Raw genomic sequence first — 9591 nt, forward strand, 5'->3', positions numbered from 1 at the left:
TGAGTCCCGCCGCTATTTGTGCGTTTTCGAATATCTGCTCTGCAGCAATTTTTGCAAAGGAATCTTCGGATCTACGAGCGCTGTCTAAGCGTTTAATCATTGGATGAGCGGGGTTTATTTCTAAAACACTAGGACCAACCTTGTTAAGGTCTTTATTTACCAGCTGCATCATCCGTTGCATACTGTTTGTCCCGTATGGACTAAGCACTACCGCCGGGCTGTCCACTAAACGCTTCGATTCCCGAACTTCGGTTACCTTACTTCCTAAAACCTCTTTGAGCCAAGTTGTGAGGGCCAATACATCTTCCTCCGAGAGAGCATGTTCACTTCTCGTCTGTTGTTCAGCATCCCCCAGGTTTAAATCTGCTTCATCCGCAGAAATAAGTTTTTTGCCCTCGTATTCCCTGATCGCTCCAAAGATATAGTCATCAATTGCTGCATAAGTATAAATAACTTCTAAACCTTTGTCCTTGAATATTTCAAGATAAGGACCAGACTCTATGACCTCACGCGAAGGACCGTTCACATAATAAATAGCTGCTTGGTCTTCTTTCATTCGTCCTACGTAATCAGCCAAAGATACTAATTCGCCAGCCTGGGTGTTTGATGACTCAAATCGCAAAAGTTTAACAAGTTCTTTTTGATGCGTGAAGTCATTGGCTGCCCCTTCTTTAAGATAGAAGTTGAATTTCTCCCAAAATTCTTTGAACTTTTCAGGTTCAGATGTTGATTGTCCATCGAGGAATTTGAGAAAACGACTTGTGACTACTTTATTAAGCTTACCTACCAAAGCACTGTCTTGCATGGTTTCCCTTGAGATATTAAGGGGGAGCTCTTCACTATCGATTACCCCTCTTAAAAAGCGCAGCCACTCTGGCAAAACAACCGGGGACTTATCTTGAATTAGAACTTTTTTGCAATAAAGACTTACTCCAGGCTCTGTGCGTCCGAAGCCAAATTGTTCGAGATTCTCCTTAGGTACAAATAATAAGGTGTTAATATTTAGGGGAGCGTCTGAGGAAAAATGGAGACGAAAAAGTGGTTCATCATAGGCATTGGCGACAAACTTATAGAATTCGTTATAGTCATTATCTGAAATCTCGTTCTTATTTTTTGTCCAAAGGGCGTCAACCGTATTTACCTTTTGTCCATTAACCATGATAGGATAAGGAACAAAACTGGAGTATTGTTTTATAACACGTTGAACAGTCTCTTCCTTAGCAAATTCGTAAGCATCTTCTTTTAGTTGAAGAACCATCTTCGTTCCTCGAATGCGGTCCTCTCCTTCAGAAATTGTATAACTCCCTACACCGTCTGATTCCCAGGTATAGCATTGGCCCTCCTGATGATAGGAACGAGTGTAAATAGTCACTTTGTCAGCTACCATAAAGGCTGAGTAAAAGCCAACCCCGAACTGCCCGATAAGATTAAGATCCTTTTGATCCCCTTTCGTGCTTAAATGTTGGATAAATTCTTTAGAACCTGAATGTGCAATAGTCCCTAAGTTCTCGACTAACTCTTCCTTTGTCAATCCAATTCCGGTATCTGTAATCGTTAGTGTATGTGAGTTATCATCCGTGTCGATATGGATTTCTAACGCAGCGTCTTTATCCTTAACTTCTGGTCCTGTTAACTGCGTATAACGCAGCTTCTCCATAGCATCTGCAGCATTGGAGATGAGTTCTCTTAAGAAAATCTCACGCTCAGTGTAAAGGGAATGAATGACGATGTCTAATAATTGCCTGATTTCGGTTTGAAATTCCTTTGTTTCCACAGCCGTACTCATTTTGTTACCTCCATGTTTTTAAATAAGTAGGGGGCACCGACAAGTCGAAGCCTCTATTTATAGTTTAATCAAAATTTGCCAAAAGTGCAAAGTCTTTTACTCATTCGTTTTTTAATTACTGGTTTTTGATTACTTTAAGCATTTCCTGAAGACAGGTTTCGAATTGTTGATCGTTTTCTGGTGATCGTTTTTTGGGACCTTTAGTTTTTCCTCCGCCTCTGCGGAATTTTGCTTTAGCCTCTCGTTCCTCCAGCAAAAATTCAATGGTAGAAGGGTTAAATTCCCTCCCTAGGGGATTTATACACTTTACCCCTTTTCCCAATAACATGGCTGCTAGGCCCCAATCCTGAGTCACTGCCACATCTCCTGCTTGGGCAAGATTCACAACCTTAATATCTGCTTCTTGTGAGGAGTTTCCTACAACTATGTGATGGTCAGATACGATATTATGATTAAAGCTAGCTACAGTCCAAACAGGGATCTCGTAATCTTGAGCTGCTCTAATACAAATCTGCAATACTGACTTCGGGCAAGCATCCGCATCGACAACAATTTTCAACTTCGGTTCACACCTTCCCCATGGTGAATACGTAGGGGTAATTTAAAAATTACCCCTACATCGGTTTCTCCTTCAAACCGCCTTCTATTTGAATCACTTTATTCTCTTTGAGTAGTTTGCCCACTGCCCTTTTGAAGGCTGATTTGCTCATGTTAAGACGACTTTGGATTTCCAGGGGACTGCTTTTATCATTTAGTGCTAAAAAACCATCATGATTCTTGATTCCTTGGAGAATCTTTACCGTATCTGTTTCCATTTGGATATGTGCAAGTTCCCTCGGAGATAAGTCAAGTTTACCATCTTCACGAACTCTTATGACTCTAGCTTCTACTTGATCTCCTTCTCTGAGCTCCGTGAAATATTCGTTAAGCGGAATAAGTCCCATGTATTTATTATCAACGGCTACAAACGCCCCTATATCAGGATTCACTGAGTAGACTGTACCAACGACTTTGTCGTTCTTCTGATAGGGTGTTTCAGCAGAGAGATACTCATAAATCTCAGTTGTAGAGCTCAACCTTTGACTTTTATCTAAGTAAACCTTCACTAAATAACTTCGTCCTATCTCAATCGGGTAATTCTGCTCCTTAAACGGAAGGAATAGTCCTCTTTCTAAACCCCAGTCTAAAAAAGCGCCAATTTTAGTCTTAGCATTGACCTTGAGATAAGCTAAGTCCCCTAATTGGGCTAGCGGTTTTCTCGTCGTTGCGATTAATCGTTCCTCAGAATCTCGATAAATAAAAACTTCAAGTTCCTCTCCCTCTTTGGCACCCTCCGGTAGTTGCTTTATGGGCAGGAGGATATTATCATGTCGAACACCAGTACCCGCATCTAAATAAGCTCCAAAGGATGTGAAATTTGCGATTTTAAGACGATGGTATTTACCGATCTCAATCATTGCTTAGTTTCCTTTCCTATCTCAACTGTTAATTAATGTGTGCCAATAGAGGCAATCATTGCTTTCATTATAGCGAAATGGAATCAAAGGTGCAAAAAAACAATGTAATTTTTTTCCTCAAGTCAAAAGTTAAGTTAATTAACTCTAGATTTTGTCGAAAATTTAAAAAAACTATTTGGAACAGCATATTTTGGCTAGTCCCAAATAGTTAATAAGTGAATTTATACATTTAAAATTGAATCTGTTTGATTCTCAAATAATTAAGATAAAACTACGAAATTAAAAGAAACTCGAACTACCCTTAAACTGTTCATAACAGTTTGGACGACAGTATTGACAACCATTAGTACAACAGGGCCCAAAAAAACTTGAAGAAAATTGGAGGGGATTGTGCTCTTTATTAATGATTGTAACTTTGGTCCTTACTTCCATGGAAGCCAAATCAGCATGAGAAGTTGAGGCTTCTTCTTGCAGTTTTTTCATAGATCGAATCTCCTTTTCCATAGTTTACCTAGATTAAGTAAAAAATGTTTAATCTTTTTACTAAGGTATGCTTAATGGAAAATTAAATTCTTATATTAAAGTAATTCTATTTTCTTAACCAACGGTCAAGAGCAAATTTATTAGTTTCACGGTTTAAATCCGCCAGACTAGTTGTTAAAGGTATCTCCTTTGGGCAAGCACGAACACAGTTTTGTGAATTACCACAGTCTGCAATACCGCCCTCTTCAAGTAACGGAGCCAACCGTTCATGTTTATTCATTTCTCCCGTTGGATGTGTATTAAAGAGACGAACTTGAGAAATAGCCGATGGGCCAATAAATTTAGAACGCGAATTAACTTGAGGACAGGCTTCCATACAACAACCACAGGTCATACACTTAGACAGCTCATAAGCCCATTGTCGTTTTACTTCCGGCATTCGTGGACCCGATCCCAAATTGTAGGTCCCATCAATAGGAATCCAAGCGTGGACTGTTTTAAGATGATCGAACATGATTTGCCGGTCAACCATTAGATCTCGCACTAGTGGAAACTTAGTTAGAGGTTCTAAAACAATGGGTTGTTCAAGCTGATCGACTAATGCCGAACATGCCTGCTTCCCCTGCCCATTAATATTCATGGTACAAGCCCCGCAAACCTCCTCTAAACAGTTACATTCCCAAACGACCGGGGTCGTCTTCTTACCGCTGGCAGTTACCGGGTTTTTCTGAATTTCCATTAAACAAGATATCACATTCGATTTTTCACGATAAGGTATTTCAAACTCTTCCCAACGGAAGGGTTTATCTGGACCATCCTGACGACGGATTTTTAACCGTATTGTTTTTTGTTCAGCCATCATTAACCCTCCTATTTATCAATGTCGTAACGGCGGGCACGCAGTGGAATCAACGACACATCAACTGGTTCATAACTAAGCTCAGGTCCTTTGGATGTCCAAGTAGCAATGGTTGTTTTCAACCAATTCTCATCATCTCTTTCTGGATACTCTGGCTTATAGTGAGCTCCTCTGCTCTCATTACGATTCAAAGCTCCCAACGTAATAACTCGAGCAAGTTCCAACATGTTCCAAAGCTGACGAATAAACGTTCCTTCTTGGGTTCCCCATTCAACATTGTCACTTCTTCCGATGTTATGCCAGCGTTTCATGAGTCCCTGGAGAATGACATCAGTTTCTGCCAATTTATCATTGTAACGCACGACTGTCACATTCAGCGTCATAATATCTCCCAGTTCTTTATGAAGGTGATAGGGGTTTTCTGTGCCTTTCATGGACAGTATCTTCGCCCATTGTTCCTGTTGGCGTTTTGTTTCTTTCGCAAATGCTGGTTCATTGCCACTAGGGGTCTGTCGCTTATTTTTCTTAATAAATTCCATGACCTTAGGCCCAGCTACCATACCTCCGTAGATAGCGGAAAGTAAGGAGTTAGCTCCTAGACGGTTTGCCCCATGATACTGATATTCGCATTCTCCAGCTGCAAAAAGTCCTGGGATATTTGTCATCTGATCGTAATCCACCCATAGTCCGCCCATTGAATAATGTACCGCTGGAAAAATCCTCATAGGCACTTTTTTGGGATCATCCCCTACAAACTTTTCGTAAATCTCCAAGATCCCACCCAACTTAAGTTGTAGTACGTGAGGATCAATATGTGACAAATCAAGGTAGACCATGTTTTCTCCATTGATGCCAAGCCCTTTGTCGAACACCACCTCATAAATTGCACGTGTGGCGATATCACGAGGAACCAGATTTCCGTAAGCAGGAAACATTTCCTCAAGGAAATACCATGGTTGGCCGTCTTTATAAGTCCATACACGTCCACCTTCTCCACGTGCTGATTCGGACATCAGCCTAAGCTTGTCATCCCCTGGTATTGCAGTGGGGTGAATCTGGATGAACTCGCCATTTGCATATTTAACCCCTTGTTGATATAAGGCAGATACTGCACTACCCGTACAGATTGTGGAATTTGTACTTTTGCCAAAGACAGCTCCTGGACCTCCTGTTGCAACGATCACAGCATCTGCCGCAAATGACCTTATGCTCATATCTCTAAGATCTTGTGCGACGATCCCTTTACATAATCCTTCATCAAGAACAACCGAGAGTAGTTCCCACTGTTCGTATTTCTGCACCAAGCCTTCAACCTCATAACGCCGAACTTGCTCATCGAGGGCATAGAGGAGTTGCTGTCCTGTTGTGGCGCCTGCAAAGGCCGTTCGACAAAATTTAGTTCCTCCAAAACGCCGGAAATCTAAAAGTCCCTCTGGGGTTCGACTGAACATAACTCCCATCCTATCCATCAGATGGATAATCCCCGGTGCCTCATCACACATGGCTTTTACCGGTGGTTGGTTGGCTAGAAAGTCCCCCCCATAAACTGAATCATCGAAGTGATTCCAGGTGGAATCCCCTTCTCCTTTAGTGTTGACCGCTCCGTTAATCCCGCCTTGTGCACATACAGAGTGCGACCGTTTAACTGGTACTAATGAAAATAAGTCGACGTGCGTTCCGGCTTCGGCCATTTTAATTGTCGCCATCAGCCCCGCTAGGCCGCCTCCCACTACGATGACTTTACTCATTCCCTGACCCCCTACTCTTTAACTTTCTTTGCAAAAATAACCGTTGAGTTTACTTTAAAAATGCTGAGATATCATACAACCCGATTGCTGACAGGAGAACAAAAACTACTCCTAACGTATATAACCAGATCTTTTGGGAATGAGGTCCAACCGTAAGACCCCATGTAATGGCAAAGGCCCACAGGCCATTCGTGAAATGGAAAATTGCGAATAGTACACCTAATACGTAAAAGATTAATCCCACAGGCTGACTTAAAAATTGTGACAATGCTGCAAAATTCGCCTCACCGAAGCGCAGAAGGTAAACATGAATAACTACGAAAACCACCGTATAGAGACCAGAAATTCGTTGAATAACATAAAACCAATTCCGAGCGTAGTTATATCTCAAAACATTGGCCTGCCCCGTATAAACCACATAAGTTCCGTAGATGGCATGAACGGCTATGGGGATAAATATTACAACAAGTTCAATAATAAAAATACCCGGAAAACTTTGCATAGTTTGGATAATTCGGTCATACAGTTTCGCTCCACCAAGGGCCGTTAAATTTAGAATCAAGTGAAAGGTTAGAAAAAAGCCGATGGGTACCAGCCCTAATAAGGAATGAACTCTTCGAATCAAAAAGTGATTACTCGTTTGCGTCGTACTCATACACTCCATCCTCTCTTCCGAACTCATCTGACGAATAATTAAAGTCCTTTTTCTTTAGAGTGAACATTCTGTTCTCTAATCTCCCTCCATATATTATTGGTCTTCACTATTTTTATGATAGCAACTTTTATGCCAATAAAGATTGAATTAATTTATATTTCTGATTTTTATTTTAAAAATAGATTTAACTAGGTAATTACTGGTGTTGTTTTATATTAGAGCCTGATAATAATCGAAAAAGGACCTTTCCAAATACGCAACAGTATATACTTATAATTCTAATCTAATGCTAATTTCTAGAATTTAGTATCAAAATCATTCAAGAAATTAGAAACGATACCGTGGTTCATCATTAGGACATTGTTTTAAGTTTATTATAAAGAGTCGCTAAAGATATCTTTAAGGCTTTGGCAGCTTGTTTCTTTCCTTCAACCGAGTCACCATAGCGTTCTAAAGCCATCCTGATCATCTTCTTTTCCATCTGTTCAATAGGCATAATACCTTCAAATACTTGGTCATGATGCTGTATTACTGAAGGGGAGTCTACTAGATTAAGGATCTGTTTATGAGTAATTATTTCGTCATCCACTGTAACCATAGCACGTTCTACGACGTTTTGAAGTTCCCTAATGTTACCGGGCCAGTCGTATTGCAATAATATTTCCTCTGCTTGGGTCGTAAGTCCCTTAACGTGTTTTCCAAATTTACGGTTGAACTTGGCTATAAGGGAATGCACATAAGCTGGAATATCATCTTTGTGATTTCGAAGTGATGGCAAGCGTAATTCTACAACATTAAGTCGGTAATAAAGATCTTCGCGAAAATCTCCTTTCTTAGCCATCTCCAGCAAGTTGCGATTAGTTGCCGCGATAACTCGAACATCAACTTTAATTGATTGTGATCCACCAACTCGCTCAAATTCCATTTCTTGCAAAACTCGTAATAACTTGGCTTGTAAATACAGATTCATATCTCCAATTTCATCTAAAAAGATCGTGCCGCCATTAGCTAGCTCCATCTTTCCCAGTTTTGTTTTTAATGCGCCAGTAAATGACCCTTTTTCATGCCCGAAAAATTCACTTTCAAGTAATGTTTCTGGGATCGCTGCACAGTTAACCTTAATAAAGGGTTTGTCTAGACGCAAACTGGAACCATGAATTGCATGTGCAAAGAGCTCTTTACCCGTACCTGATTCTCCGGTAATGAGAATGGTTGAGTTACTTTTAGCTGCTTTACGAGCCAAATCTAAAGCACTTTCAAATTCAGGATGACTTCCTATAATGTCATCAAAGGTATACGAACTTGTAGAGATTTGATTAATACGAGTTTGTAAATCGTTAATGACTTGATTAGAAGCTTTCACCTGTTCCATTAGTTTATAGATATCTGTCAGAGGTTGAAAAACTACAACAGCACCTTCCATTTTACCATCAACAACAATGGGAGATGCATTTGCGATGACTTCCACATCCGCTCCTCCGACAACGGCACGGTGGGCAAATACCGCTTCATGAGTCCGAAGAGAACGGGCTAAAGCGCCATTAGGAGAAACATCAAAAATATTGTTACCAATACGTTGACCAGCATTAATTGATGTTACGCGACTAAAAGAAGGATTAACATATTTAATCCTACCGTCAATGCCCGCCACTTCAATAGCCTCCTGCACTGAGTTCAAAATGGCATCGAGTTCCCCTTTTACCCGTTTTATATCTGCTAGCTTTTCTTTTTCTTCTATGATGCACATCATTAGATTGGCTCCTTGAGCCTCAATCACTGCGCTATAGTTTTCTTTATATTGCTGTATTAGCTTTCGAACAGAGTCAACCCCTGTAGCCTCAATGATCACATCGAGATTGGGAACCTTGAAAAAATCTTCGAGTAAAATACAAGTTTGCACGCCGTCTAATTGTGCGGCCTGCATTCCAGGAATAGTTTCAAGCCGGTCACAAACTACAGCGATCTGAATATCCTCAATACTACGTAATGTTTTATAGATCGCCCCCCCTCCTTGGCCCATGCCAACGATACCTACTTTTACTTTACGAGCCATTAGTTTAACCCCCCAAATATTGGCCATGTTAGTTCTGTAGTTATTAGAATATTCGCGCCTTAAGTTTGAAGTCCTGCAACAATTTTTTAATTTTTAGAATTGTTTAACTTATAAATTCTCAAAAGGCAGTTTGATTTTACTTAAATTGAGAGTAAAATCTGCAAAAGGTATTAAGCAGATTTCACTCTCTTGTTATGAAAAATTAATAGAACTGTTCTCGAATAGTTTTTTATAATCCACACACTGTTGTTCGTCTTTTTTCCATATTACATAAAAATCTCATATATAATGCATAGAAAGACTTTTCCTGAAGAGGGGTAGTGCCTGTTCATAAAAAAGTTCCTTGCAGAAGTACCTAATCCATTAATACTCGTGGAATATAGAGTGATAGCTCTGGGAAGAACACAAACAGGCCCAATGCTACAATCATCAAGACAATGAAGGGAATTACTCCTCGGACAACTTCTCCGAGAGGCTGCTTAGCCATTGAACTAACTACAAATAGATTTAAGCCAACCGGGGGAGTAATCATCGCCAATTCCATATTGAC

The 9591-nt window shown here is 40.3% G+C and carries 9 protein-coding genes; all 9 read right to left on the reverse strand.

Features of this window, described 5'->3' with window-relative positions; translation table 11 throughout:
- Window positions 1-1786, reverse strand: a 1786-nt coding sequence (htpG, locus tag HGJ98_RS09855) for a molecular chaperone HtpG (protein WP_291350922.1), incomplete at its 3' end; no start/stop codon positions are given.
- Between the two features lie 115 nt (window positions 1787-1901).
- The gene (locus HGJ98_RS09860; RefSeq protein ID WP_291350923.1) at window positions 1902-2345 is read right to left on the reverse strand and encodes a DUF188 domain-containing protein; all 444 of its coding nucleotides are present in this window, start codon (window positions 2343-2345) and stop codon (window positions 1902-1904) included.
- A gap of 55 nt (window positions 2346-2400) precedes the next feature.
- Complete coding sequence (locus HGJ98_RS09865) at window positions 2401-3243, reverse strand: S1-like domain-containing RNA-binding protein (RefSeq protein ID WP_291350925.1); 843 nt, start codon at window positions 3241-3243, stop codon at window positions 2401-2403.
- 279 nt (window positions 3244-3522) lie between these two features.
- Window positions 3523-3726: a hypothetical protein gene (locus HGJ98_RS09870; RefSeq protein ID WP_291350927.1), complete on the reverse strand. Its 204-nt coding sequence runs from the start codon at window positions 3724-3726 to the stop codon at window positions 3523-3525.
- 106 nt (window positions 3727-3832) lie between these two features.
- Entirely contained in the window at window positions 3833-4585 is a 753-nt protein-coding gene (gene sdhB / locus HGJ98_RS09875) for a succinate dehydrogenase iron-sulfur subunit (RefSeq protein ID WP_291350928.1), read from the reverse strand.
- An 11-nt stretch (window positions 4586-4596) separates the two neighbouring features.
- Window positions 4597-6333, reverse strand: coding sequence for a succinate dehydrogenase flavoprotein subunit (gene sdhA / locus HGJ98_RS09880; RefSeq protein WP_291350929.1), 1737 nt, complete (start codon window positions 6331-6333; stop codon window positions 4597-4599).
- 49 nt (window positions 6334-6382) lie between these two features.
- Complete coding sequence (locus HGJ98_RS09885) at window positions 6383-6988, reverse strand: succinate dehydrogenase (protein WP_291350931.1); 606 nt, start codon at window positions 6986-6988, stop codon at window positions 6383-6385.
- Between the two features lie 352 nt (window positions 6989-7340).
- Complete coding sequence (locus HGJ98_RS09890; protein WP_291350932.1) at window positions 7341-9041, reverse strand: sigma 54-interacting transcriptional regulator; 1701 nt, start codon at window positions 9039-9041, stop codon at window positions 7341-7343.
- A 355-nt stretch (window positions 9042-9396) separates the two neighbouring features.
- Window positions 9397-9591: TRAP transporter large permease subunit (locus tag HGJ98_RS09895; protein WP_291350934.1), on the reverse strand; the 195-nt coding region annotated here is incomplete at its 5' end.

This window comes from Desulfosporosinus sp. (assembly GCF_014237355.1).
Lineage (GTDB): Bacteria > Bacillota > Desulfitobacteriia > Desulfitobacteriales > Desulfitobacteriaceae > Desulfosporosinus.